Source organism: Actinomyces sp. zg328 (genome assembly GCF_009829635.1).
Taxonomy (GTDB): Bacteria; Actinomycetota; Actinomycetes; order Actinomycetales; family Actinomycetaceae; genus Actinomyces; species Actinomyces marmotae.
The window spans coordinates 236839-261515 of record NZ_VWPE01000001.1 but is presented as its reverse complement, the minus strand read 5'-3'; the positions used below and the strand labels follow the sequence as shown (position 1 = coordinate 261515).

General features: G+C 69.1%; 23 protein-coding genes and 1 pseudogene. 10 read left to right on the top strand and 14 right to left on the bottom strand.

Annotated features, from left to right (window positions below):
- The first annotated feature begins 98 nt into the window (after nt 1-98).
- Complete coding sequence (locus tag GVV75_RS01090) at nt 99-713, top strand: LysE/ArgO family amino acid transporter (protein ID WP_175994064.1); 615 nt, start codon at nt 99-101, stop codon at nt 711-713.
- A gap of 164 nt (nt 714-877) precedes the next feature.
- Here the strand turns inward: GVV75_RS01090 and msrA are convergent, their stop codons facing one another.
- The 3 genes from msrA to trhA form a co-directional block, all read right to left on the bottom strand.
- A complete protein-coding gene (msrA, locus tag GVV75_RS01085; RefSeq protein ID WP_159522027.1) occupies nt 878-1576 on the bottom strand; it encodes a peptide-methionine (S)-S-oxide reductase MsrA in 699 nt (232 codons plus the stop codon).
- Nucleotides 1577-1668: 92 nt separating this feature from the next.
- Nucleotides 1669-2160: a GreA/GreB family elongation factor gene (locus GVV75_RS01080; RefSeq protein WP_159522029.1), complete on the bottom strand. Its 492-nt coding sequence runs from the start codon at nt 2158-2160 to the stop codon at nt 1669-1671.
- Between the two features lie 334 nt (nt 2161-2494).
- Nucleotides 2495-3232 carry a PAQR family membrane homeostasis protein TrhA gene (trhA, locus tag GVV75_RS01075; protein ID WP_159813084.1) on the bottom strand — a complete coding sequence of 246 codons (738 nt, stop codon included), beginning with the start codon at nt 3230-3232 and terminating at the stop codon, nt 2495-2497.
- 179 nt (nt 3233-3411) lie between these two features.
- Here trhA and GVV75_RS01070 point away from each other — a divergent pair, with 179 nt between their 5' ends.
- Complete coding sequence (locus tag GVV75_RS01070; RefSeq protein ID WP_159522033.1) at nt 3412-4200, top strand: isoprenyl transferase; 789 nt, start codon at nt 3412-3414, stop codon at nt 4198-4200.
- Nucleotides 4201-4264: 64 nt separating this feature from the next.
- On the opposite strand, the gene GVV75_RS01065 is transcribed toward GVV75_RS01070, so the two are convergent.
- The 3 genes from GVV75_RS01065 to xseA all read right to left on the bottom strand — a co-directional run bounded on the left by GVV75_RS01065 (nt 4265) and on the right by xseA (nt 6975).
- Nucleotides 4265-5248 carry a PfkB family carbohydrate kinase gene (locus GVV75_RS01065; RefSeq protein ID WP_159522034.1) on the bottom strand — a complete coding sequence of 328 codons (984 nt, stop codon included), beginning with the start codon at nt 5246-5248 and terminating at the stop codon, nt 4265-4267.
- 45 nt (nt 5249-5293) lie between these two features.
- Nucleotides 5294-5533, bottom strand: coding sequence for an exodeoxyribonuclease VII small subunit (locus tag GVV75_RS01060; protein ID WP_159522035.1), 240 nt, complete (start codon nt 5531-5533; stop codon nt 5294-5296).
- A 131-nt stretch (nt 5534-5664) separates the two neighbouring features.
- Entirely contained in the window at nt 5665-6975 is a 1311-nt protein-coding gene (xseA, locus tag GVV75_RS01055; RefSeq protein ID WP_201288677.1) for an exodeoxyribonuclease VII large subunit, read from the bottom strand.
- Between the two features lie 52 nt (nt 6976-7027).
- Here xseA and GVV75_RS01050 point away from each other — a divergent pair, with 52 nt between their 5' ends.
- Entirely contained in the window at nt 7028-8083 is a 1056-nt protein-coding gene (locus GVV75_RS01050) for a 4-hydroxy-3-methylbut-2-enyl diphosphate reductase (RefSeq protein WP_235904879.1), read from the top strand.
- Nucleotides 8084-8135: 52 nt separating this feature from the next.
- On the opposite strand, the gene rmuC is transcribed toward GVV75_RS01050, so the two are convergent.
- A complete protein-coding gene (rmuC, locus tag GVV75_RS01045) occupies nt 8136-9431 on the bottom strand; it encodes a DNA recombination protein RmuC (protein ID WP_159813082.1) in 1296 nt (431 codons plus the stop codon).
- A gap of 87 nt (nt 9432-9518) precedes the next feature.
- Between rmuC and GVV75_RS01040 the strand changes: the two genes are divergently transcribed.
- Nucleotides 9519-11456, top strand: a complete 1938-nt coding sequence (locus GVV75_RS01040) for an alpha/beta hydrolase (protein WP_159813080.1) — start codon at nt 9519-9521, stop codon at nt 11454-11456.
- Nucleotides 11457-11587: 131 nt separating this feature from the next.
- Nucleotides 11588-12700, top strand: a complete 1113-nt coding sequence (ychF, locus tag GVV75_RS01035; protein WP_159522038.1) for a redox-regulated ATPase YchF — start codon at nt 11588-11590, stop codon at nt 12698-12700.
- Nucleotides 12701-12763: 63 nt separating this feature from the next.
- Here ychF and GVV75_RS01030 read toward each other — a convergent pair whose 3' ends face one another.
- Nucleotides 12764-12970, bottom strand: a complete 207-nt coding sequence (locus GVV75_RS01030; protein ID WP_159522039.1) for a hypothetical protein — start codon at nt 12968-12970, stop codon at nt 12764-12766.
- A gap of 174 nt (nt 12971-13144) precedes the next feature.
- On the opposite strand from GVV75_RS01030, the gene GVV75_RS01025 reads away from it, so the two are divergent.
- Genes GVV75_RS01025 through GVV75_RS01015 form a run of 3 tightly spaced genes read left to right on the top strand, consistent with a single transcriptional unit; the run spans nt 13145 to nt 16321 of the window.
- Nucleotides 13145-14476 carry an ABC transporter permease gene (locus GVV75_RS01025; RefSeq protein ID WP_159717421.1) on the top strand — a complete coding sequence of 444 codons (1332 nt, stop codon included), beginning with the start codon at nt 13145-13147 and terminating at the stop codon, nt 14474-14476.
- Between the two features lie 3 nt (nt 14477-14479).
- Complete coding sequence (locus GVV75_RS01020) at nt 14480-15646, top strand: ABC transporter permease (RefSeq protein WP_159813079.1); 1167 nt, start codon at nt 14480-14482, stop codon at nt 15644-15646.
- A gap of 42 nt (nt 15647-15688) precedes the next feature.
- Nucleotides 15689-16321: an ATP-binding cassette domain-containing protein gene (locus GVV75_RS01015; protein WP_159625038.1), complete on the top strand. Its 633-nt coding sequence runs from the start codon at nt 15689-15691 to the stop codon at nt 16319-16321.
- 363 nt (nt 16322-16684) lie between these two features.
- Here the strand turns inward: GVV75_RS01015 and GVV75_RS01010 are convergent.
- Nucleotides 16685-16895 (bottom strand): annotated as a pseudogene (locus GVV75_RS01010) (macro domain-containing protein); the annotation flags it as partial.
- A 446-nt stretch (nt 16896-17341) separates the two neighbouring features.
- Between GVV75_RS01010 and GVV75_RS01005 the strand changes: the two are divergent.
- Entirely contained in the window at nt 17342-17527 is a 186-nt protein-coding gene (locus GVV75_RS01005; RefSeq protein ID WP_159522048.1) for a YegP family protein, read from the top strand.
- 159 nt (nt 17528-17686) lie between these two features.
- On the opposite strand, the gene GVV75_RS01000 is transcribed toward GVV75_RS01005, so the two are convergent.
- Nucleotides 17687-18391 (bottom strand): sunset domain-containing protein, encoded by a 705-nt coding sequence (locus GVV75_RS01000; RefSeq protein WP_236266018.1) that lies wholly within the window; start codon nt 18389-18391, stop codon nt 17687-17689.
- 796 nt (nt 18392-19187) lie between these two features.
- On the opposite strand from GVV75_RS01000, the gene GVV75_RS00995 reads away from it, so the two are divergent.
- Nucleotides 19188-20159 (top strand): diaminopimelate dehydrogenase, encoded by a 972-nt coding sequence (locus GVV75_RS00995; protein ID WP_159813075.1) that lies wholly within the window; start codon nt 19188-19190, stop codon nt 20157-20159.
- Here the strand turns inward: GVV75_RS00995 and GVV75_RS00990 are convergent.
- The 4 genes from GVV75_RS00990 to GVV75_RS00975 form a co-directional block, all read right to left on the bottom strand.
- A complete protein-coding gene (locus tag GVV75_RS00990; RefSeq protein WP_159813073.1) occupies nt 20150-20665 on the bottom strand; it encodes a tetratricopeptide repeat protein in 516 nt (171 codons plus the stop codon). The two genes, GVV75_RS00995 and GVV75_RS00990, sit on opposite strands and share 10 nt — an antisense overlap.
- Before the next feature lie 352 nt (nt 20666-21017).
- Nucleotides 21018-22190: a glucosaminidase domain-containing protein gene (locus GVV75_RS00985; protein WP_159813071.1), complete on the bottom strand. Its 1173-nt coding sequence runs from the start codon at nt 22188-22190 to the stop codon at nt 21018-21020.
- A 172-nt stretch (nt 22191-22362) separates the two neighbouring features.
- Entirely contained in the window at nt 22363-23223 is an 861-nt protein-coding gene (locus GVV75_RS00980; RefSeq protein ID WP_159625024.1) for a variant leucine-rich repeat-containing protein, read from the bottom strand.
- Between the two features lie 99 nt (nt 23224-23322).
- Nucleotides 23323-24618 carry a variant leucine-rich repeat-containing protein gene (locus GVV75_RS00975; protein WP_159522060.1) on the bottom strand — a complete coding sequence of 432 codons (1296 nt, stop codon included), beginning with the start codon at nt 24616-24618 and terminating at the stop codon, nt 23323-23325.
- Nucleotides 24619-24677: the final 59 nt, after the last annotated feature.

Sequence of the window (24677 nt, the reverse complement as noted above, 5' to 3'; positions counted from 1 at the left end):
GGCGTGGGGCGGCGCCTGAGCGCGCGTGGTCCTCGCCGCTGACCGCCATGCGAGTGGGCGCGGTCCGCGGGCGCCCGCATCCTCTACCATCCCGGACCATGACTGGGCTGCCCTCCTGCTTGGCCCCCGCCCTCGCCGGACTCGGCACGGGGCTGGGGCTCATCGTGGCCATCGGCGCGCAGAACGCCTGGGTGCTCCGCCAGGGCGTGCGACGTGAGCACATCGGGCTCGTCATCCTCATCTGCGCCCTCTCCGACGCCATCCTCATCGCCGTGGGGACGGGCGCGATCAGGGCCGTGTCCGCCCTGGCTCCCTGGGTGCTGGAGGCCCTGCGCTGGGGAGGTGTCGCCTACTTGGTCCTGTTCGCGATCAACTCGTTCCGCTCGGCACTGCGGCCCGGCGCCCTGAAGGAGGCCGCCTCGCGGGGCGCGGGCTCAGTGGCCCTCACAACACTCGCCCTGACCTGGCTCAACCCCCATGTGTACCTCGACACCGTGCTCATGCTCGGCACGGTCACCAACCATTTCGGCCCCGATCGCTGGTGGGCGGCCGCTGGGGCCATCGCCGGCTCCGTCATCTGGTTCACCGGGCTCGGCCTCGGGGCGCGTGCGCTGTCCGGGCTGCTCGCGAGCCCCCGCACTTGGAGGATCGTCGACGCGCTCGTCGGCGTCGTCATGCTCCTCGTTGCCTGGGGCCTCGCCACCGGCGCCTGATCCGGCGCCCCTGCTCGCCGGAATGGCGCGCTTTGAGGATTGCTCGGGGTCGAATCGGCCTGCGCGCGAGCGACAGGCGAGCGTGTACCGCTTTGACCTGCGACTATCTGGGATGTGTCTAGGTGTCAGAAAAAGGAATCCTCAAACCGCGCCATTTCTCCGGCTCACACCTGCTGCGGGGGCAGCACATCCACCTGCGAGGGGAGATTCGCGATCCCCACGGGGCAGGTGACGCCATTGGGCCCGTGGTTGCAGTAGCCGCCGGGGTTCTTCTCCAGGTAGCCCTGGTGGTAGTCCTCCGCCAGGTAGTAGGGGCCGCCGAACTCCGCGTACTGCGCCGACGCCGGATCGATCGTCGTCACGGAGCGCCTCAGCCCGAGCCGGCTCAACTCGCCCTGGAAGGCCTGATGAGTGGCGATCGCCACCGCGTACTGCTCGGGTGTCGTCGTCCAGACGGCGGAGCGGTACTGGGGGCCGATGTCGTTGCCGTGGCGGTTGAGCCGGGTGGAGTCGTGGTTCTCCCAGAAGGCGCGCAGCAGCGCCTCCCCGCCGCGCCCCGCGACCGCCGGGTTGTACGCCACCAGGACGGTCTCGGCATGGCCGGTCCGCGCTGTGCAGACCTCCTGGTAAGTGGGGTTGGGGGTGGTGCCGCCCATATAGCCCACCGAGGTGGCGACGACGCCGGGCTGACGCCACATGATCCGCTCCACGCCCCAGAAGCAGCCGCCAGCGAGGTAGAGGACCTCGGTGCCCTCGGGCCAGGGGCCGGTCAGGGGAGCGCCGAGGACGACGTGGCTGCCGGGCTCGGGGAGCACGGGCTCCTCGCGGCCGGGGATGACGTGATTGCGGGACGGAGTGTTCATAGGAGAAGGCTACCGCCCCGCTGCTGGCCGAATCGCCCCATCCCCGCTCCCTTCGCTCAAGGCGAGGAGCGGGAATGAACGGCGGCGCGGTGTCAGACGCGGCCGACCTTGAGGATCTCCGCGGTGATCCTCTTGCCGTTCGGGGCGTCGTAGGAGACCTTCTCACCCGCGGCGTGCCCCATGAGGGCCTTGCCGAGCGGGGCGTCGGGGGAGAAGACCTTGACGCCCTCGGGGACGTCCTCGGCGATCTCCTGACCGCCCAGGGCGAAGCGCTGCTCCTTGCCGGCCACCTTGGCGGTGACGATCGTGCCCGCGGAGACGGTGCCATCGTCGGCGGCCTCGCCGATCTGGGCGTTCTCCAGCGTCTCGGTCAGGGCGATGATGCGGGCCTCGTTGAGGGCGGCCTCCTCGCGGGCGGCGTGGTACCCGGCGTTCTCCCGCAGGTCGCCCTCCTGTCGGGCCGCCTCGACGCGCTGGGCGATCTCCTTGCGCTCCTCGCCCTTGCGGTGCTCGAGCTCGGCGCTCAGGCGGTCGAAGGCCTCCTGGGTCAGCCAGGTTCCCTGCTTCTCGGTGTCCGCGGCCATGGGGTTCTCCTCGATTGTGGTGATCTGGTTGATCGGTGACGCGCCGACGACGGTGCCGTGGCAATGCCCCGATGCGCGGTGGGCGCCCGGGGCGGCGTGTATGAGGGGCGAGTCTACCCCTCCGCGCCTGCGAGCGCCCTGGGAATCGAGCGCCAGCCGGGCTCGCGGCTCGCGAGATCGGTGGTGGCGGCTCATCGACAGGCGCTTTTCGCGCCCAGTGGTGCCGTTCGCTCCCAGCGGTGCGGGCAGCGCGCACCGCTCGGCGCGGATGGCGCCTGTGGGCGCGCGTCGCGCCTGTGGCGGCCGGGGCCCCGTGCTCCCGGCCTGACTGGGATCAGCCGAGAACCGCGATGTAGCAGGCCACGGCATCACAGGCCCATGCCACCACCGTGCAGGCGTGGAACACCTCGTGGAAGCCGAACCAGCCGGGGAGGGGGTCGGGGCGCTTGCGCGCGTACACGATCGCGCCGACCGTGTAGGCCAGCCCCCCGACCATGAGCAGCCACACGATCGCGGGCCCTCCCGAGCGCCAGAAGGAGGGCAGAAACCAGATCGCCACCCAGCCCAGGGCGATGTACAGGGCCGTCCTCAGCCAACGCGGGGCGCCCGTCCATATGAGGGACATGACGATCCCGGCCGCCGCGCCTCCCCAGACGATGCCGAGCACCAGGCGCGCCGTCGCCGCGTCGAGCAGCGCCACCGACAGGGGCGTGTAGGTCCCGGCGATGAGCAGGTAGATATTGGCGTGGTCGACGCGCTGCAGGGCGCCGGAGACTGAGCATGGGAAGCGCCCTTTGCCCAGGTGGTAGAGGCCCGAGTTGGCGAACAGCAGCAGTGAGCACACCAGGTACACGGCGCTGGACCACATCAGGGCAGCGCCGTCGGCCAGAGCGGTCAGGACGATGCAGGCGGCCAGGGCCAAGGGCGCCGTGATCGCGTGGATCCAGCCCCGCAGCCTGGGCTTGATGGGTGTGATCAGGGCCGGCGCCCGCGCGGGTCGGCGGCCAGTGGCCCGCTCCTGGTGCGGGGCGGCCTCAGGCGCGTCACGGCGCGGATCCGCGTCTGCGCGCATGGAACCTCCTGGCGGGCGCCGATGGGGGTATCGGGGGCGGCGCCCGAACCTACGGTACCGTAGGTTCGAGTGGGGAGGAAGGACCGCCGCCCGCGGGCGGCGCGCGCGATAACGTTGGTTCCACGGCGCATCCCGGCGCCCCAGACGGCCGGGCCCGCGCGCGCATGCGAAGGAGAGACATGGCGGACGGCTTCCTCTACCAGCTCTATGAGCGCCGTCTGTCCGCGCGCCTCGACTCCTCCCGCGCGCCCCGCCATGTCGGCGTCATCCTCGACGGCAACCGCCGCTGGGCCAAGGCCCTGGGGATTGGCGCCTCCCAGGGGCACAAGCGCGGGGCGGACAAGATCAAGGAGTTCCTCGGCTGGGCGGACGACGCGAGCGTCACCGTGGTCACGCTGTGGCTGCTGAGCACGGACAACCTCTCACGCGATCCCGCCGAGCTCGCCCCCCTGCTCGACATCATCGCCCAGGCCGTGGAGGACCTGTCGGGAAGCGGCCGGTGGCGGGTGCGCCTCGTGGGCGCCGTTGACCTCCTGCCCGCCGAGGTCGCAGCGCGACTGCGCGCCGCCGTCGCCACCACCGCTTCTGGCGCTGAGCCCGGCCAGGCTGGGGAGGCGGATCGGCGGATGGAGGTCAATATTGCCGTCGGCTACGGGGGGCGCCAGGAGATCGCCGACGCCGTCCGCGAGATCCTGCGCGAGCGCGCCGCCGCTGGGGCGAGCCTGGAGGAGGTGGCTGCCTCCCTGAGCGAGGAGGACATCACCGAGCACCTCTACACCAAGGGCCAGCCCGACCCCGACCTGCTCATCCGCACCTCCGGCGAGCAGCGGCTCTCAGGCTTCCTCCTGTGGCAGTCGGTCCACTCTGAGTTCTACTTCTGCGAGGTCAACTGGCCGGCCTTCCGCCGCGTCGACTTCCTGCGCGCCCTGCGCGACTATGCCGGGCGCGAGCGCCGCATGGGGCGCTGAAGGGCACTCGACGCGGACCGGGGCTCATTGACGGCTCCGCGGCGCCCGGATCGATCTCGCGGGCTCAGGCGAGTTCGGCGCGGGTGGGCGGGTTGGCTCCTGCCCGGGAGACGGTGATGTCCGCGATGCGCGAGGCGTGGCGCACCACCCGCTCCAGCGCGTCGGCGTCGATCGCGCGCAGGGCCTCGCGCCGATGGGCGCCCACGAGCCCCTCGGACCACAGGCCGTCCTCCAGGCCCCCCATGAAGGAGTCGCCCGCGCCCACCGTGTCCGCCACGACGACGCCCGGGTCCGCGGGCACCTCTAAGCGCAGCCCCGAGGAGGTCAGGGCCAGCGCCCCACGCTTGCCGCGGGTGACGACGACGATCGCCGGCCCCATCCGGAGCCAGCCCTCAAGGACGCCTTCGAGGGCGTGATCGTCGGCCTCATCGATGCCGTAGAACCAGGCCACGTCCTCATCGGAGCACTTGACCAGATCGGACAGGGCCACGAGGCGCTCCACGATCGCGCGCGCCTCGCCGGGCTCTCCCATGAGCTGGGGGCGGGCGTTGGGGTCATAGCAGACGGTCGCTGAAGCGCGGAAGTCGCGCAGCACCTGCTCCACCGTCAGCGCGCCCGGCTCCAGGATCGCCGCGATCGAGCCCGTGTGGACGAGGATCGGCGGCTCAGCGGGGGCCGGGTAGGGCGGGTTCCAGTCGAGGTCGAAGACATAGGTAGCCGCCCGGTCCTCGCCGATGGTCGCTTGGGCTGTGGAGGTCCGCTCGGCGCCGTCCGAACCTGGGGTGAGGCGCACACCGTCGGAGACCAGGTGTGAGCGGATCGCGCGGCCGCGCTCATCGTCGGCGATCCAGCAGTCGAGCTCGGCGTCACGGCCAAGGCGAGCCAGGCCGAGCGCCACGTTTGCCGGCGAGCCGCCCGGGATGTCCACCGGCTCTGCGCCGGGGTGGATGACGACGTCGACCAGTGCCTCCCCGATGACGAGCGCGGTCCCGGCGGGTCCAGGAGCGGAGGGGGTGACAGCGGCGTTCTCAGCGGTAGCAGTGGTCATGATGGGCTCCTTCGCTCCAGTGACGGCGGTTGGTGGGCCGGGGGGTCAGCCCTGATCCTGATCCGGGGACGCGACGGCGGCCAGCCGGGCGCGAGCGTCGTCGAGCCAGGCCTGGCAGCGGGCGGCCAAGGCCTCGCCCCGCTCCCACAGGGACAGCGCGTCCTCCAGCGGGACCTGACCGGCCTCCAGGCGCTGCACGACGCCGATCAGTTCTTCGCGGGCCTGCTCATAGGAGAGCGTGGCGACGTCGTCGCCGGAGACGGGGGAGTCGGGGCTCAGGCTCATGGCGTGATTCTCGCACGTCAGTGGGCCCAGAAGCGCGGTATCGCGGAGAAGTCGCGGAGGGAGTGGCGGGGGCGCCCCGAGGCCCGCTCGGCGCGAGCCTTGAAGGATGAGGGGGCGGCCGCCCCGTCGGCTCAGTCGGCCGTGGGGACCTGCGAGGCGGGCTTCGTGGCGCCCACCACCTGGGCGACGAGCCGCCCAGAGGCGAGGATCCCCTCGATGAGATCGCCCTTCTTGACATCCTCCGCGCTCGTGATGACGGCGCCCCCCGGGCGGCGCAGGATCGTGTAGCCGCGATCGAGCACTCCCTGCGGGGACAGCGCCGTCAGGCGTGCCCGCTCCGCCCTCAGGTCCGAGGAGGCCAGCGTCAGCGCGTGGTCGAGGCCGCGGCGGATGCGCTCGCGGGCGGTGTCGAGCTCGGTGAGGCGGTCGCGGATGATGACGGAGGGATCGGTCATGATCGGGCGGGCGCGCACCTGATCGAGCCCCCGCTGCTCGGCGTCGAGCCGCTGGGCGAGGATCTCCCGCAGGCGGGCTCGGGCGCTGTCCAGGCCGACGGTCTCCTGGGCGAGGTCGGGCACGATACGCCGGGCGGCATCGGTGGGGGTGGAGGCGCGGTAATCAGCCACGAGGTCGAGCAGGGGGCAGTCGGTCTCGTGCCCGATCGCCGAGACCAGCGGGGTGCGGGCCGCGGCTGCCGCGCGCACGAGCCCCTCATCGGAGAAGGGCAGCAGGTCCTCGACGGCACCGCCGCCACGCGCCACGACGATGACATCGATCCCCTCCATCGCGTCGAGCTCCCGGATCGCGGCCGTCACCTCCCGCACGGCGCTCGCGCCCTGCACGGCGACCTCACGGATCTCGAAGGGCAGGCCCGGCCAGCGCAGGCGCGCGTTGACCACGACGTCGTCCTCAGCTTTGGAACCGCGCCCGCAGACGAGCCCGACCCGCCGGGGGAGGAAGGGCAGGGGGCGCTTGCGCTCGGCGTCGAACAGGCCCTCGGCGGCGAGCATCCGGCGCAGCTGCTCGATGCGCGCAAGGAGGTCCCCGACGCCGACCAGCCGGATGTCCTCGGCCAGGAGCTGGAGCGTGCCGCGCTTGGTCCAGTACGTGGGGCGGCCCTGGACCACCACGCGGGCACCGGAGTCCAGGGGCTCGGGCAGGGCGCGGTCGATGGCCGCCAGGGTGCGCGTGTAGAGGGACACGGAGAGGGAGACATCGGCGTCGGTGTCCCTCAGGGTGAGGAACTGCATGCCGGCGCCGGGGCGGCGGCTGAGCTGGACCACCTGCCCCTCCACCCACACCCGCGTCATCTTGGAGACGTACTCCTCGATCTTCGTTGCCAGCAGGCGCAGGGGCCACGGGTTCTCCGCGGTGGTCTCGCGGGCGAGGCGGGCGAGCGGCCGGGCCTGGCCCGGTGCGGGGGGCTGTGTCACATGCACCACTGTGCCACGCTCCCGCCTGGGGGCCGGGGCGGCGCTGTGGCACAGTGAGACCGTGACAGATTCTCCCGCGCCCCCCACCGCCCCCGTGATCCCGCCCGCGGGCGGGGCGAAGCGGATCCTCGTGGCCGCCCCGCGCGGCTACTGCGCCGGCGTGGACCGGGCGGTCGACGCCGTCGAGCAGGCGCTGGCCCACTATGGGACGCCGATCTACGTGCGCAAGGAGATCGTCCACAACAAGTACGTCGTGGAGGCCCTGACCAAGCGCGGCGCGATCTTCGTCTCCGAGACCGATGAGGTGCCCGAGGGCGCGCGCGTCGTCTTCTCCGCGCACGGCGTGGCGCCGGAGGTGCACGAGCAGGCCGCGGCCCGCCTCCTTCAGACGATTGACGCGACCTGCCCCTTGGTGACCAAGGTCCACAAGCAGGCGGTGCGCTTCGCTGGTGACGACTACGACATCATCCTCGTCGGCCACACGGGCCATGAGGAGGTCGAGGGCACGCAGGGAGAGGCGCCCGAGCGCATCCAGGTGGTCAACGGCCCCGAGGAGGTGGACCGCGTGGTGGTGCGCGACCCCTCGAAGGTCGCCTGGATCAGCCAGACCACGCTGTCGGTGGACGAGACCCTGGAGACGGTGCGCCTCCTGCGCGAGCGCTTCCCCGAGCTGATAGACCCGCCCACGGACAACATCTGCTACGCCACTCAGAACCGGCAGGCCGCGGTCAAGGCGATCGCGCCGCGAGCCGACGTCATGCTCGTGGTGGGATCGGGGAACTCCTCGAACTCGGTGCGCCTCAAAGAAGTGGCGTTGGAGGCGGGCGCCCCGGCCGCCTACCGCGTGGACTACGCGCGCGAGATCGACGACGCCTGGTTCGACGGCGCCCGCACCGTGGGCCTGACCAGCGGCGCCTCGGTGCCCGAGATCCTCGTGCGCGAGGTCATCGAGCACCTGGGGGCCCTGGGTTTCACGGACGTGGAGGAGGTACGCACCGCCACGGAGAAGATCACCTTCTCCCTTCCCAAGAACCTGCGCGCCGACCTCAAGGCCGCTGCCGGGGACTCCGCGCCGGAGCATCGCCGGCGCGAGCCCGTCGCCAACCACACCTGCTGACGCCCGGCAACGCTCCCCAGTGGGCCGGTGAGGGGGAGCGGGGCGCAGGGCCCTACTCATCCTGCCCGCCCGTGAGTTCGGGGGCGCTGAAGGAGCGCACCTGGGCGTCCTCCAAGCCGATGGGGGAGGGACTGGGAAGGCCCTCACCCAGGGACTCGAAGCCGCGGGCGGTCACGAGCAGACGGGACTCCACGGAGCCCACCACCCTGTTGTAGGCGGACACCGAGCGGGTCAGCGCCTTGCCGAGGGCGGTGAGGTGATCGGCGACCGTTTCCAGACGCTGGTAGAGGACGCGCCCCAGGGCCAGGAGTTCGCCGGCCTCCTCATTGACCGCCGTGTGCGCCCACGCCAGGGCGCAGGTGCGCAGCAGGGCCAGGAGGGAGGCCGGTGTGGTCAGGGCGACGCCGCGATCGAGGGCGTGGTCCATGAGCGTGGGATCGGCGTCGAGCGCGGCGGACAGGATCGGCTCAGCGGGGATGAAGAGCACGACCATCTCGGGCGAGCCCTCGAGTGAGCGGTCGTAGTGGCGGCCGGCCAGGGCGTCAATATGCGAGCGCAGGGCCTTGGCGTGGGCTTGCAGGAGGCGGCCGCGCTCATCCGGCGAGATGCCGCGCGCCTCGCCCGCCCCATCCTCGGCCCGCGAGGAATCCACGGTCTTAGCCGCGGCGCGCCGCGAGCCGTCCAGGCCGCAGGCCCGCAGGTAGGAATCGAGCGGCACCTTCGCGTCCACTGCCACGTGCGCCTTCCCCGGCAGGTGGACGACGACGTCGGGCCGGCCGGTGGCACCGCCCCCGGCGCCGCGCGCCCCGGCAGGGGCCAGGCCGGTCAGGCCGCGCTGCTCGGAGAAGTCGACATGCCGCATCATCCCCGAGGCCTCCAGGACGCGGGAGAGTTCCACCTCGCCCCACAGGCCCCGGGCGCTGCGGGAGCGCAGCGCCCCCTCCAGGGCGGTGGTGGCCCGGCGCAGCTCCTTCTCGGAGGCGGCGCCGGCCCGCAGTTGCTCGGTGAGGGTGGCGTGCTGGGCGGCGCGCTGGCGCTCCATCTCCTCCACCCTCGCCCCGACCCGTTCGAGCTGGGCCCTCACCGGTGCCAGAGCCCGTAGAACGGAGGCGTCCCGATCAGAGCGCTCCTCGGCGATCTGGGCGCGGGACTCCAGTTCCTCGGCGCGGGCGCGCCATCCGGCGGCCTCGGCGCGCAGCCGGGAGGTGGTGTCATCGCCATTGGCGAGGGTGGCGGAGCGGGCCTGCGCCCGGGCACTGCCGAGCGCGACCCCAGTGATCAACCCCACTATGAGGCCAACGATGAGGGCGACAATGAGGGCTGCCAGGTGGGGGAGGGTATCGGTCATGGACCTATGGCACCACAGGGATCTGACACGAATGAGAGGCCGTAAGGTCCCCCTTCGTCGCGGTGCGGGTGTTGCATCATGTGCCCCGTGCCTGATCTGCCTCTCGTTGTATCCGCACCGCTGGCCGCATCCCTGAATGGCCCCGCCGCCACGCGCCTGGAACGTGTGGGGATCTCCGAGATCAGCGTCGTGGCCCCCTCGTTCGTGCAGGGAATCGGCATCGTCGCCGTCATCGTCATGCTCGCCACCGCCGTTCTCCTCTGGGCGCGGATCCGCCCGGGGCGGCGCCGCTTCCCCCGCGCCTCGCTCCTCGGAGCGCTGCTCGCCGTCGTCCTCACCCAGGTTCTCGTGGTCGGCGCCGTCAGCGCGCGGGCCAACGCGCACCTCGGCTTCGTGCGGACCATTGGGGACGTTCTCGCCCAGGTCAGAGGATCGGGCTCCTTCGCCGGTGGGCCGGCCGTGCTCTCCCTCCCCGAGGAGCCGACGTCGATCCCCACCAGCCAGCCCTCGCCCATGCCCGCCGACGCCGCCGCCTTCACGCCGATCAAGGGCGGCTCGGACTACACGGGCTTCTCGAAGGCCACCGTGACGGGGCGGCGCAGCGGCGTCACCCAGGAGGTCTGGGCATGGACGCCGCGCGGGTACTCGCCGAATGACGGCCGGACCTACCCCGTGCTCATGATGCTCCACGGTGATCCCGGGAGTCCCGACGGCGTCACCACCGCCCTCAAGGTGGCCTCGGCGATGCAGGCGGCGATCGACTCTGGCAAGATGCCCCCCGCGATCCTCGTCATGCCGAATCTGAGCGCCGACAGCCGCCAGACCGCGATGCCCGACTGCGCCGATGTCGTCGGGCACGCCCAGGTGGGCACGTGGGTCCAGGACGATATTCCCGCCGTCGTGCGCGCTTCCTTCCCCAACGTGAGCCCGGACCGCTCGGGCTGGGCGATCGGCGGCGTGTCCTCAGGGGCCTTCTGCGCGACCTGGACGGCGATCATGCGCTCGGACGCCTTCGGCTACGTGGTCGCCATGTCCGGCTTCGATGTCCCCTTCACCGGGGCGATGTCCACAAACCGTGAACTCAAAAGCGCCAACACCCTGAGCACCCTCCTGCGCACCCGCGCCCACCAGCGCCTGCGGATGTGGCAGATGGCCGCGAAGGATGACACGGGCACCGCGGACCTGCGCAGGGATCTGCCCTCGGCGGTGCCGTCCACGGACACCCTGGAGATGGTGACCCCGCAGACCGGCGGGCACTCGGCCACCCTGTGGCGCCAGACCTTCCCGACGGCGCTGTCCTGGTGGGGCGAGCAACTGAAGTCCCCGGTGGCCGCTGATGCGCCGCTGTCGGAGCCGACCGCTGAGGAACCCTCCTCCGCCCGGCAGACGCACGGGCTGTCCGGAGGGGAGTCCGCGACGGGTGCCGGAGACGGGGCCGATACGGGTGCCTGGGGGAGCTTCCGGGAGGTGTTCACCGGCATCCGGGGGATCGGGGTGATCATCCTCATGTGCATTGTGGCGCTGGCGCTGAGCGTGGCGGCGATCGCCCCGTGGCGCGGGGGAAGCTTCCCGGGGCCGCTGCGCCGCTTGCGGGGCCTGGGTGGCCTGCTGCCGGGCCGCGCGCGCTCGGCTGAGCCCTCGGCGGAGGCGGATGAGCCGGCGTCGGTGGATGAGCCGGCGGAGACGGCGGAGGCGAATGAGCCGGCGGAGGCGGAGTCGGCAGATAAGCCCGCGGAGGCGGCGGCGGAGAGGCCGGAGCCCCGGGGCGCGCGGGAATCGCGAGACTCGCTGGAGGCGCCGGAGGATGCTGAGGGCAGCGCGCCGGTGGCCTCGCCCGACCCCGGTCGCCTGAAGAAGGCCCGCGCCCTCCTGCGGGGCGCCCGCCCGGTGGGCGCGCGCTTGGTCGTGCTCGCGCTGGCCTGCGTGGCGGGGACGCTCGCGATCGCCCTGGTGAGCAATCGGATCGGCGGCTTCTTCCCGACGTGGTCGATCGCCATCCAGGACCTCGCGCTCGCGCTGGCCTGAGGGGAGGCGCCGCTCCTCCGGGCTTCGGCGAGGCTGCGACGGCGTCGTCGGCGGCGCGGGACGGGGACGGCGAGCCGCGGGTTGGGCGCCGGTGGCGCGAGCGTGTCAGTGGGCGCGTTTAGACTCGGCTCGTGGCACTCACTATCGGAATCGTCGGACTGCCCAACGTCGGCAAGTCCACCCTGTTCAACGCCCTGACCCGCGCGACCGTCCTGGCCGCCAACTACCCCTTCGCGACGATCGAGCCGAATGTCGGCGTCGTCCCCCTGCCCGATGAGCGGCTGGGGCGCCTGGCGGGGCTCTTCCACAGCGAGCGGGAGGTCCCTGCGACGGTCTCCTTCGTGGACATCGCAGGGATCGTGCGCGGCGCGAGCGAGGGCGAGGGGCTGGGCAACCAGTTCCTGGCCAATATCCGTGAGGCGGACGCGATCTGCATGGTGACGCGGGCCTTCGATGACCCGGACGTCGTGCACGTGGACGGCAGGGTGGACCCGGCCTCGGACATCGAGACGATCGCCACCGAACTCGTGCTGGCCGATCTCCAGACCCTTGAGAAGGCGGTCCCGCGCCTGGAGAAGGAGGTGCGCGGCAGGAAGACAGATCCGGTGGTGCTGGAGACGGCGAAGGCAGCGCTGGCGATCCTGGAGGAGGGGACAATGCTGTCCGCCGCCGTGGTCTCAGGCGCCGCGGAAAAGGCGGGTGTGGATGAGGAGGCGCTTCGTTCCTTCCAACTCATGACGACCAAGCCGGTCATCTACGTGTTCAACATGGATGATGCCGGGCTGGTCGACGAGGCCCGCCAGGATGAGTTGCGGGCGATGGTGGCGCCTGCCGAGGCAATCTTCCTCGATGCCCAGTTCGAGGCCGAACTCGTGGAATTGGAACCCGAGGAGGCCGCGGAAATGCTGCGTGAGAACGGGCAGGAGGAGTCCGGCCTGGACAAGTTGGCGCGGGTCGGCTTCGACACCCTGGGCCTGCAAACATATTTGACGGCGGGGCCGAAGGAGGCCCGCGCCTGGACGATCCGCAAGGGAGCGACGGCGCCCCAGGCCGCCGGCGTCATCCACACGGACTTCGAGCGCGGCTTCATCAAGGCGGAGATCGTCTCCTTCGAAGACCTCATGGAGTACGGCTCCGTGGCCGATGCCCGCGCCGCCGGAAGGGTCCGTATGGAGGGCAAGGACTACATCATGGCCGACGGCGATGTCGTCGAGTTCCGCAGCGGGCTCACGTCTAAGAAGTAGGCCGATGAAAGGCCGTGAGGATATGGCTCACGGCCGCGCGCCATCGATGGGCGTGGAGAGGACTCAGTTCGGCGGTGCCGCTGCGCCTCGCATGTGACGATTCAATGCCCGCTGACGGGCAGTGGCATCGCGATCGGGGTGCAGGGGCGGATCCTTGACGCCATTATTGACGATCTCGATGCTTTGTCGCATGATAAGGATGACGCCTTTGTGGTGTGCATGACGCCACCTCGTGTAAGTGCGGAGTTCGGGGTTGAAGAAATACTTCACGTGTTCCAGCGCACACTGTGATCGCTTATTTCTATGGCAGATCATTGCCCGCTCATAGGTGGTTCATAGACTTGTACCTTATAATGAGGCCGATCAATATCGGAACTAGTTGTGGAAGGTACATTTCTGGTGTCGTTTCTTAGACGAGCATGGCTTCATGCCACTCGTAAGCTGGTGAAATCGTTAACCATTTTTTTGGTTCTCCTCACCGCGTCCACCCTGCTTCTGTCGACATTCGCGGTGCGTGAATCGGTCGCTAAGACGGGTGATGAGCTCAACTCCCAGGTGCTTTCGGGGTTCCTGCTTGAGAACAATCGGGCGACGAACCTGGGGACCGCGCGCGGCGGCGGAACGGTCACGCGCGCGATGGTTGAGCAGGTCGCCAAGCTGGAGGGGATCACCTCATATGTGGTGAACATGAATTCCGCGGTCGCTGACGTGGTCAACGCTGAGATTTTCCGTCTCCCTGGCCAGGCCAATGACTACTCCAAGAAGAACGAGGAGCAATTCGGCAAGGCGCTCCCCCTCAATCCTGTCAACCGTTCTGACCTGGACAATGCTTTCCGTGCGGGCACGTTCACGCTCGTTGAGGGCCGTCATCTCAAAGAGGATGATCACCACAAGATCCTTGTGCACAAGGAGTTCGCGGAGAAGAACGGTTTCAAGATCGGTGACAAGGTCACGTTCAAGGCTAACGAGCACGACGCGGAGAATCGTTTCCACTCAAATGCCACCGTCGAATCTGAGATCGTGGGGCTGTTCACTGGTGAGGGGAACGGCAGGGCGACTTCGCGCACGGAGCTCTACCAGAACGCTCTCTTCACCGATCTCGATACCGCTCGCTCGCTCTTCGGTTTGACGCCGGAGAACGAGTACTACCACGATGCCGTCTTCTTCGTCAAGAGTGTCGGCGACCTTGATAAGGTGATCAAGCAGGTGCGGGAGCTTCCTTTTGATTGGAACCGCTATCTGGTCCACAAGAACTCCGACATCTTCGGTGGCATCGGCGCTGCGCTGACCGGTATCAACTCGTTGCTGCGAGCTACCTTTATTGGCACGTCCATCTTCGCAGTCGCCGCGCTTGCCCTTGTGCTTTTCCTGTGGCTCAATGAGCGCCGCAAGGAGACAGGAATCCTGCTTTCGGTCGGCGTGAGCAAGACGAAGATCTTCGCCCAGTACGTCACTGAGAACCTCATAGTATTCGTCCTAGCCCTGGGGACCTCATTCGGCGCTGCCCACTTGGTCGCGCAGGCCTTGGGGAACAACATCGTGTCGAGGGCGTCATCTCAAGCTGCCAGCCGTATACGTGGGGGCTACAACCTGGGGGCCGACTACACCACGTCGACCTTCCAGAAGACGATCGATCACGTGACGGTGACCATCGAGCCGAGTCACCTCATCACGATCGGCATTGCCGGCGTCGTACTCATCATTGTGGCCACTCTCATCGCGTCCTTCCCGATGCTGATGAAGAAGCCCAAGCGGCTCCTCACGCAGATTGGATAGTCAATGACGTTCTGGCAACAAGCACGCTTCGCCATCGCTCGGCGACGCACGAAGAGCCTCGTCCTTGCTCTCATCATTACGCTGATCTCGGCTGTGTTCGTGTTGCAAGGAGTTATCACGAGCACCCTGAGCACCGTCACCGCCGTCGCTGAAAACCAGGTCACGCCCGGTTTCACGGTGACCTCCCCCGCCGGTGATTTTAACCAGGATGCCGCTGATTCGTTGCTCTCAACCCCGCACGTGGTCGGCCACAACTTCACGCTCCTATCCTCGGCGGAGGACGCGGATGGCAACTTCCAATCGGTGGTGGGGGTCAGCGACCTGTCCCGGCTTCAGGCCTTCGAGCAGAAAGAGCTCGAGCTCACGGAGGGAGCTGACGACGCCATCGCCAAGCTTCGCGATGGCAGAGGTGCGGTCCTCTCCGATTCTGATGCGGCCTCGCATAAGTTGAAGGTCGGCGACGAGCTGACGCTGAAGAAGAATGAAGAGACCGTCAAGCTCACCGTGGTTGGGATCTACAAGACCACTGAGAACGCGCAACGCGGGCAAGAGACGCCGATCTACACGGATTTGAGAAGCGCTCAACAGCTCGCCGGGAAAGACGCCGTCAGTACCGCCACGTTCTACACGGACTCGCGTGAACACCTGGATATGACACTGAAGGAAGCCAAGGCGAATCTCGCGGAGGGCCTTAACCTGAAGGACAATACCTCGGCCGTGGCCGGTGTTCTTGACTCCGTGGCCGGTCTGACCACGCTGATCTCACGTCTGCTGTGGGCGGTGCTCGCCGCGGGCGCGGCCATCCTCATCTTCGTTCTGGCCTTCTGGACCCGCTCACGCATTCATGAGGTCGGCGTCCTGTTGTCGATCGGTCACTCGAAGCGGCGTCTATTCGCTCAGTTCATCGCTGAGCTGTTGATGCTGACGATCCCCAGCTTCTTCGTTGGCCTTGTCATCAGTGAAGTCATCGGGTACTTCATCTCCAACTACGTGCTGGACGCTGTCAGCACCAGCGCGGTTGGCGACGTGAGCGTGCCAGCGGGCGCGCTTGTGGCGGCAGCCGCATTCTCGTTCGTGGCAGTGCTCGCGATCGTGGTGGCCTCGCTGCTGATCGCGATGATCCCGATCCTGCGGTTGCAGCCGAAACAAATTCTGGCGAAGATGAGTTGAGCGCTCCCGCGCGTTCACTTTGAGATTTTAGGAGAAATTGTCATGACCACTTTGAAGCTCGAAAAGCTCGGCTTTGTTTATCAGGATGTGAAGAAGAGCGTCCTGAATGGCGTCAACGCCGAATTCAAGTCGGGCAAGTTCTACGCCATCATCGGAAACTCCGGTGCGGGCAAGTCCACCCTCCTCGGCCTGCTTGCCGGCCTCGATGCCCCCTCCCAGGGCAAGATCCTCCTTGATGGTGAGGATGTGGCGAAGCGGGGGTACGCCTACCATCGCCAGCACAACGTCTCATTGGTTTTCCAGAACTACAACCTCATCGACTACCTCACGCCGTTGGAGAACGTGAAGCTCGTTGACCCGAAGGCGAAGATTGACTCACTCCTTGAACTAGGCCTTTCTGAGGATGAGGCGAAGCGGAATGTCATGAAGCTCTCCGGCGGGCAGCAGCAGCGCGTGGCCATCGCTCGTGCCCTCGCCTCGAAGTCGCCCGTCATCTTGGCCGACGAGCCGACCGGCAACTTGGACGGCAAGACGGCCGGGGAGATGATCGATATCCTGAAGCGCCTCGCCCATGAGCAGGATAAGTGTGTCATCGTGGTGACCCATTCGGCGCAGCTGTCGAAGAAGGCGGATGTGGTCTTCCGACTGAAGAACCGAAACCTGGTGCGCCAGTAAGCGCATTGGGAGGTTGCGCGCCGGAATGGCCGGCCAAATACCGATGCCCCGGACGATGTTCTCCGGGTGCCATCGCGATTTGGTTGCGCTGTTCCGGCGCGTCCCGCTTCACTGCCGCGTCGGGGCGCGGCCTCTTGCGGCGTTGAGCGCGGGCCGGCGGGCGCACGGCCTATGCCAGATGCCTGCTTCCGAGGTCAGGGAAGCAGGAGGGGCCCGGCCTGCGGGCCGGTACCTCTGGACGAGAATCCCGTAGGCCCTCTTATCCTGGGACACCGACGGGAAGGCCGATCCGCTTGCGGGGCGCGATGGCGGACACGCCACCGACGCCGTCTGGGCCGCTCAGGTGTCCAGAACCACCCGGAAAGCGCGCAGCAGGGCGGGGTCGCCCTGGCCGGCGTGCCGGTTAGGGCCATCGGCGTGGATGACCCAGCGGGCGGACAGGTCGAAGCCGGGTGTGGCCACGGCCTTGACCCACCGGCAGCCCGTACGGCAGCTCGGTGGCGCACAGCTCGCGGCAGGCCTGCAACAGGCGCGGCCCGGCAGCACGGTGAATGGCGCCGTCCACCCCGCCGCCCCGGCCCCGGCATCAAGGACCCGGTTGAGCGATCCGGCACTGGCCTCCCCGCCCGATCCGCTCCCACATGCTGGCCCGCCACCACACCCAGCCCGCCCAGACAGCCCAAGACCACCAACTCAGGGGCTGCGAAGGTGCAGTTCCGCTTCAACGTGTGGGAGGCGCCTCCGGGCCGGTACTGCTGGCGAGAATCCCGCGGGCCCTCTTGTCCTGGCATCCCGATGGGAAGGCCGATCCGCTTACGGGGCGCGACGACGGATCGGCCTGCGCATGCGCCGCGCCTCCGGCGTCGCTCCAATGCGCTGCCCCGTCACGAGGGGCCATCGCGAGGGGGCGACGTCGTCGCCGCGTGGGGCGAGACTCTCCGGGTGCCGCGAGTTGCCTCACGGGACCGGCCCGCCGTGTCATACTCGTTTTAAGGTGTCCATGAGCCAGAGGAGAAGATGATGGCGAGCAAGTTCGAGGTGTACGAGGACGGGGCCGGCAAGTTCCGCTTCCGCCTCAAGGCCGGCAACGGCGAGATCGTCGCCACCGGGCAGGCCTATGAGACCAAGGCGGCTGCGGTCAAGGGAACCGAGGCTGTCCAGCGCGCGGCCGCCGACGCAACGGTCCAGGACCTCACCGAGGGCTGAGGCGGAAGCGGTCGGTTTCTCCTAGTCGGCAACGAATCGGCAAGGACAGCGGGGCGCGCGGAGCAGTGATTCCGCGCGCCCCGGTCGTCTCCCCGGCTCATGGTGCGGGGCACGGGCTATTAGCGTGCCGTGCTCCGCGGCCTCTTCTGATCTGGGAGATCAGTTCCTCGCGGCGCGATATCCGGCGTTCTCCGCGTCAGCGCCGCTGACGAAGCACTCCTCAGCCTTCGTCCGGTTGTAGGAGCCCTGACCGGGCCGGTGATAGATCTTCGACTCGGCATTGCCCTTGATCGGCGCCCAACTCGGGCACGTGTACGTCCCCGGGTTGTAGCGGCCCGCCAGTCGTCCATTCCCGCTGAAGCGGTACCACGTGTCGCCAGCCTGGGCCCAGCCAGTGGCCATCGTCCCGTTCGCCTTCAGGTAGTAATCGCCCACCCACATGCGCGTCGCCATCGCGCCCGACGCCGTCAGGTAGTACCAGTTGCTCCCCGAGCTGATCCACGTCCCGCTCTCCATCGCGCCGGCCGGCGTGAAGTGGTACCAGGATCCGCCGTCCTGGACCCAGCCAGTGGCCATCGTCCCGTCCGCCTTCAGGTAGTACCAGGCGCCGCCCTGAGCGACCCACTGACTGGCGGCCATCGCCCCAGACGGGAGCAGGTAATACCAGACGCCGCCCGACTCCAGCCACCTGCCGTACTGCATCGCGCCCGTGGAATCGAAGTAGTACCAGGCCTTGCCATCGTGCGCCCAGCCTGTGGCCATCGCGCCGTCGGGCATCAGGTAGTACCAGGCGCCGCCTTGAGCGATCCACCCGGTCTTGAGCAGGCCTGCCTCGTAGAAATACCACTTGTCGCCGCTTTGCACCCACCCGTCCCGGATCGGTGGTGCGGGCGCGGGCTGAGGAACCGTCGCACCGGCTGTGGGAGAGGGCGCAGGGTAGGGGAATTCATCCGCGACAGCTGCTGGGATGACCATTCCCAGCAGTGAGAGCGCGGAGATCGCCCCGATGGCCGATCGACGAAGGTGATTCATGGGATTCCTCCATATGGTGACCCGTGCGCCGCCTCCGATGGCGGAACATGCGGGTAAGAGCCGTAATCTCGACCATGCCGTGGGAAATCAGGGATGGGGAATGCGGAGAAGAGGACTCTCATAGGAAGTGTACGGCACTCCCATGCGGTGATCCGCCTGATGAGGGAGCCCGTGCCGGTTACCCGCCCGGGAACACGCGTCCCCTCCGGGACCCTCGCGAACCGGCGGGGCCTGAGTGTATGGAGACGACCACTGCGCTGACGCCGCCTTGCGCCCGCAGATACCGTCTCGTCCCGCAGATACCGTCTCGTCCCGGCCTTACGCCCTCAAACTACAAGGATGAGGCGGTACGTGTGGGCTGAGGCGGTATGTGTGGGCTGAGGCGGTATGTGTGGGCTGAGGCGGTATGTGTGGGCTGAGGCGGTATGTGTGGGATGAGGCGGTACGTGCGAGTTGAGCCCGTATCCGCAGTCTCAGACCGCGGCGCGGGGGCGCCGGCGTCCGCAGGGCGATCGTCATGCGCCGGACATGTGGCTCATGCCTACGCTTCTGCGGTCCCCGGCCGGGCCCCTGCCCGAGCCGTGGCCCGAACGCCAAGGGACGGCACGACGAACTCCTAGGAGGACTCATGATCAGAGTCGCGATCAACGGATACGGCAACCTCGGGCGGGGCGCCGAGCAGGCCATCTCGAAGAGCGAGGACATGGAGCTCGTCGTCGTCTTCACCCGCCGCGATCCCGCCTCGGTCACCACCCAGGGCGCCCCCGTCGCCCATGTCGACGACATGCCCGCCTGGGCGGACAAGGTGGACGTCTGCCTCAACTGCGGGGGATCGGCCACCGACCTCGCCGAGCAGGGCCCCGCCGCGGCCGCTCACTTCACCACCGTCGACTCCTTCGACACCCACGCCGAGATCCCCAGCTACTTCGCCGCCGTCGACGCCGCCGCGAAGGGCGCCGGACACCTCGCCATCATCTCCACGGGCTGGGACCCGGGCCTGTTCTCCATGCTGCGCGTCCTGGGGGACTCGGTCCTCCCCGACGGCACCACCACCACCTTCTGGGGCCCCGGCGTCTCCCAGGGCCACTCCGACGCCGTGCGCCGCATCGAGGGCGTGCTCGACGCCCGCCAGTACACGCTGCCGGTCGCCGAGACCGTCGACGCCGTCAAGGCCGGTGAGGACGTCGAACTCACCACCCGCTCCATGCACCGCCGCGACTGCTACGTGGTGGCCGCCGAGGGCGCTGATCTCGCTCGCATCGAGAAGGAGATCGTCGAGATGCCCAACTATTTCGCCGACTACGACACCACCGTCACCTTCATCTCCGCCGAGGAGATGGCCGCCAAGCACGCCGGCATCCCGCACGGCGGCACCGTTATCCGCCGCGGCCTGACCTCCGACGGCGTGGCCGAGCGCATCACCTTCGAACTGGCTCTCGACTCGAACCCCGAGTTCACCGGCGCAGTCGTGGTCGCCATGGGGCGCGCCGCCGCCCGCATGGCCGCTCGCGGCCAGACCGGCGCGCGCACCGTCTTCGACGTCACCCTCGCCGACCTGTCCCCGAAGGACCCCGCCGAACTCCGCGCCCACTACCTCTGAGCACTAGGCCGCAGCCGATCACGGTTGCGGCGGAACAGGGCGAGGTAAGGGTGCGCGGCGTCGAGCACGGCCTCGGCGTCGCGCACCAGCGCCTCGTACAGGCAGAGCGCCCGAGGCGTGTCACCGGCCGCCTCGCAGGCCCGGGCGAGATTGTTCCGCGCCGACAGCGCATCGGGATGCCCCCGGCCCAGCAGCCCCGCGGCGTCGTCAACGATCCGCTCATGGAGAGCCACCGCCTCGCGCGCCCGACCCGCGTCCGCGCAGGCGCCGGCCAGGGCGCTGCGGGCGGTGAGCGACTGGGGAGCCTCCGGCCCGAGCAGCCTCTCGGTCCCGGCGACCACCTGCTCCAGTAGCGTCACCGCTGACGCCGGATCCCCGGCCGCGCGGTGGGCCCGGGCCAGATGGAAGCGCGCGCCCAGCACTTGGTGGTCCTCAGGCCCCAGCTCCCGAGCCAACTCAGCGACGGCGCCCGCGAGCGAGATCGCCTCCTGCGGGCGACCAGCCACCGTCGCATCGCGCAGCGCATCAACGAGAGCGGTCGCCTCAGCAGAGCCCCCGCCGGAGGCTGGCCTCCGCGCGCCGCCTGGCCCCTCAACGCCCATGAGCGCTTCCTTCCCCTCCCACCACGACGAGTGAGACGGCTCGATGGCACCGCGCCGCCTCTCACAGAGCATGCTATGCCGGCTCAATGCTGGGTCCCTCAATCCCAGGTCCCTCAATCCCAGGTCCCTCAATCCCAGGTCCCTCAATGCCGGGTCCACGCCGATCGGCGCCGTCGCGGCGCCGCCGAGGCCCGCTCCCGCGCCGTGCCCCCGGCCCCGCTGGATGATGCGGGCCGACGGGTGGCGCCGGAGCCGATCAGCCGAAGTAGGCGCGCATCATCTCGGCCAGGCTCGTGCCGTAGCCGGGGTCGGTAGCCCAGCCGACATGGGCCGGGTTCTCCTTGATCCCCAGGTACTGCACGTACGGCGCGGAGCCCTTGCGCACATAGGAGAAGCGCGGGTCCACCACCGGGTGGGCAAGTGAGGACGCCGAGACGGAGGGATCGGCGTAGGCGCGCAGATGCTGCACCTGGGCGCGCAGGCCGGTCCTCACATCCGCGAAGGAGGCGCCGCGGGCGCCGCCGCCCGTAGCCCCCAGGCCCCCGAAGTTGAACTGGCCGATACTCACATCACCGCCGAAGCGCAGCCAGGCGGTCTCCTTCATCACCTGGCAGAACAGCAGTTCGGGGCTCACCCCCTCCGACGTCGCCTCGTCATAGATGATCCCCGCGAACGCCTCGATCGTGGGCGCGCCCCCAGCGCTGAGCGCCGACGACGGGTAGGGCCTGCCGGAGGAGCGGTAGGCGCGCGCCATCGAGGAGATGAGCGCCTCCCGGCTCGACGACGGCGCGCTCAGCACCGGGGTCAAATCGGCATAGCCCAGCCATGCGCCATTGGCGGCGAAGCGCGAGACGCGCCCGTCGACGGGCACGGTGCCCGTGGCCATCGGCCCCGAGCCGTAGAGGTAGTACCAGGTGTTGTTGTCTTTGATCCAGCCGGTGGCCATTGCTCCCGAGCCGTAGAGGTAGTACCAGGTGTTGTTGTCTTTGATCCAGCCGGTGGCCATCGCTCCCGAGCCGTAGAGGTAGTACCAGGTGTTGTTGTCTTTGATCCAGCCGGTGGCCATCGCTCCCGAGCCGTAGAGGTAGTACCAGGTGTTGTTGTCTTTGATCCAGCCGGTGGCCATTGCTCCCGAGCCGTAGAGGTAGTACCAGGTGTGGTCGTCCTTGACCCAGCCGGTGGCCATCGCGCCGGTGTCGGCGCGCAGGAAGTACCAACGCCCGCCGTCCTCCAGCCAGCCGACCGTCCTCACCCCATTGAGACCGAAGTGGTACCACTGGCCGCCCCTCGCAACCCATCCGGTGGTCTGAGCCTGGGCAGCGCCGGCGGGTGGCGCGGCGGCGGCCGTGCTGACGGGGATGGCGGCACCGCCGAGCGCCGTGATGGCTAGGGAGAGCGATGCGGCAGATGAGAGGGCACGAGACGGCATGAAGGGCCTTTCGAGTCGAGGAGCACGAGCGTGGGGCAGGTGTGACTCCAGGGATGGATGAGTCCCATTATGTCAGTGGATTCCCAGTGCTCTCGGGCCACCCAGCGGACGACGATATCGGCCCCGTCTCGCTTGAAGGAGACGGGGCCGGTATCTGTGGCGCGAAAAGGACCTACTGGTAGGTGGGGCCCTGCTGCTGGTACGGCGAGGGCTGGGCGCCCGGCTCCGTCTGTGGTCCGGTGGGCATGTGGGCGCCGGGGTGCCCGCCGTAACCGCTGGCGCCCTTTGCGATCCCGGCGCCGGGTCGAAGTCGCAGCCCGGCGACGATCATCGCCGCTCCGCAGGCCAGGAGCAACAGCGCCGCGATAAGCAGCAAGTACATGCCCACGCCCCTGCTAACCTCGAAAGAGCCGCCGAGGCTGCCATAACTGGTCTTGGCCTGCTTGATGGTCTTCTGGGCGTCGGAGATCTCCGAGTTGGCGTTGAGCCAGCTGATGCCGTTCCAAATCCCGCCCACGACTGTCGCCACCCCGCCGCCGAGGACAACGGGGAACTGCCTCACGAAGAACGCGCAGATGCCCGCCGAGATCGCCAGGAGGCTGGCGCAGAGGATCTGCACGTCGTAACTCTTGTTGTCGTAATCCCAGAAGTTGGCGGTCTTGCTCTGGGAGCCGAACGTCGTGGAGACAGCGGGCAGGAAGGACGCGATGATCGCGAGCAGCCCGATCACCGGAATGGCGATGAGAACGATCGTGCTCCAGTTCGAGGATGCCCTGGTGATCGCGGCACCGCCCAGCGCAGCACTGGCCTGGGGCTGCGCGGTGCCGTACTGGGCGGGCGCGCTCTGGTAGTGCGGCTGCTGGTAGGCCTGTTGGTCGATCCACGCGGCGAGATCAGGCGGGCAGGCGGGATGCTGGCGCACATGCGCCCGCAGGTCGGGGCGGTGCTGTGCGATCTGAGCGAGCGTCCCCGGGGCGATCGCAGGATTCGTGAGGTGGGCAGGTGTGCAGGACAAGGGGTCGATGGCCGTCATGCGGGCTCCTGGGAGGTGGTTGATGTAGGGATACCGTAGCGGGGATGGCGGTGCGGCGCATGGGCTGGGATCCCCATCCGCCGCGCGCGGGGCGAGGACTTACGCCTCGTGGCCGCTGTGAGCGGACGAGGCCTGATCGCCCTGGCCCGCCCATGCGCCCGGCTCGCCCCGCATCGCGCAGGCGAGGTGGAGGACCGAGATGAGCAGGAGGACCACGCCGCCAACTGCCAGGAGGATCGCGCCGGAGCCGACGGAGGCGCCCGTGGCCCCCTTCATGTCCGGCACGTCCCCGGAGAATCGGATGATGTTCCGCAAGCCGTCGCTGGTCGCCAGCAGGGCGGATACGGTGCCCGCGATCCCCGTGAGGATCAGCCGCGACCGCCGCGGGGTGATGATCGCGGCGAGGCCGATGCCGGTCGCGACGATGAAGACCACCAGGAGCATGAGCGCCTCTTGGACGCCGTCCCCGTTCCAGTAGTTGAAGGACCAGGTCCCCGTGTCGAAGGTGATGGTGACGATCGGCAGGAAGGTCGAGACCAGGCACAGGACGGCCAGCACCGGCACGGCCCACAGCAGGAGGCGGCGCCAGAGGGAGGCGGTCCCGTCCTCGTCTCCTGGCAAGAGCCTCCCGGAGGCGGGCTGGTCGATCGCCGAGGGCACCGCGGAGGCGGGGATGAGGGGCTCAGGCGAGGTCTGGGGCGCGCTGCCCCTCGCGGGATCGGCACTAGGGCACGACGACGCCTCGTCACTGCTGGGGGCGCCGGGTGTCGCCGTAGCGGCAGTGGGCTCATAGGCGGCGGGGACCGCCAGGCCCGGAACCGCGGTGATGATCTCCGGGGCGGAGGCGGGCGGGATGATCCTGGGGGCGGAGCGCGCCGAGCGGGCCGAATGCGCCGAGGCGACGGCGGGCGAGGCGATATTGCCGACCGGGGTCGCCGTGTCGTCCGCCGACGCGGGGGAGGCCAGGGCGGCTGGCCTGCCCGGCGTCGGGCGCTCGATGGGCTCGAAGTCGCTCGCCCGCGCGGGTGAGGCGGCGACCCAGATGGCGTCCCTGATCGGCGCGGCCGAGGCCGTCGCTGGCGAGGCAGTGCCTGTGGCTGAGGGCGACGATGGTTCCGAGGCCGTTGCCGATGCTTCGCAGGCCCGGGTGGAGTCTGCCGCGGCGTCATCGTCCGACAACGCCTCCTCAGTGCTCGGCTGCTCGGCCGGCTCGGACTCCAGGAGGGCGGCCCGCTGCTCGATCCACGTGGCGAGCTCTGGGTAGCAGGCCGGGTGCTCGCGCACGAGCGGATGCAGATCCGGGCGGAACTGGGCAATCCGGGCGAGATCCATCTGGGTGATCGCAGGGTTCGCGAGGTCGGCAGGGGCGCACGACATCGGATCAAGGACGGTCATGAGATCTCCTGTAGGGGTTCTCCACTGAGGCCACGGTACCGCGTCCCTCGCGCCGGAAG